The organism is Komagataeibacter diospyri, from assembly GCF_006538165.1.
In the GTDB taxonomy this organism is placed as follows: domain Bacteria; phylum Pseudomonadota; class Alphaproteobacteria; order Acetobacterales; family Acetobacteraceae; genus Komagataeibacter; species Komagataeibacter diospyri.
Genome location: NZ_BDLU01000078.1, coordinates 1 through 581 on the forward strand (window position 1 = coordinate 1; position 581 = coordinate 581).

The window sequence follows — 581 nt, forward strand, 5'->3', positions numbered from 1 at the left end:
CCATAACTGAGTCCCGGTGTCGCGGGTTCGGTCCTCCCCGACTTTCGTACGCCTCACGGCGCCCGAAACTCTTCAGGGAAGCGGATGGTCTGCTGCTGGAGTGCCAACACACGAAAACAGACATCCCTGTATTCGTGTTGGCGAACGACCTGCCTCTACATACTCGGGTCAATGTCTTTTCCCGCCTGCACCGCGGGGTCATTTTCAAAAACGTGCAGGACGGCAGACCAGAATGCCCGCAGGCTTGGGAAGCTGCCCCAGTTGGGTGGTTCCTCCGGCTCAACTACTGGAATGATACCAAGCAAAGCTTTACTGATGCGGTCGATTTCCGCATCGCTACAGGCCAGTAAAGTTCTTAATTCAGTGACTGTTTGCAGTTTGAACGGGAGATCATGCGTTCGCGGTCCGCACTGGATTGCTTCCTCCAGCGTATCTCCAAACATATCGGCATCTGCGCCTAAAGAACTGGCGCCGAGACCGGCCAGACAATCAAATGTTTGGCGGATTTCGTTATCTGGCCGCTAATCACGACAACGAATACATGATGATCGACAGCACAATTGTCCGGGCGCATCAGCATA

The 581-nt window shown here is 54.2% G+C and carries 1 protein-coding gene; it reads right to left on the reverse strand.

Annotated elements, in window-relative coordinates; all coding sequences use genetic code 11:
• Positions 1 to 155: 155 nt before the first annotated feature.
• The gene (locus MSKU9_RS17100; RefSeq protein WP_141262562.1) at positions 156 to 443 is read right to left on the reverse strand and encodes a hypothetical protein; all 288 of its coding nucleotides are present in this window, start codon (positions 441 to 443) and stop codon (positions 156 to 158) included.
• Positions 444 to 581 lie beyond the last annotated feature (138 nt).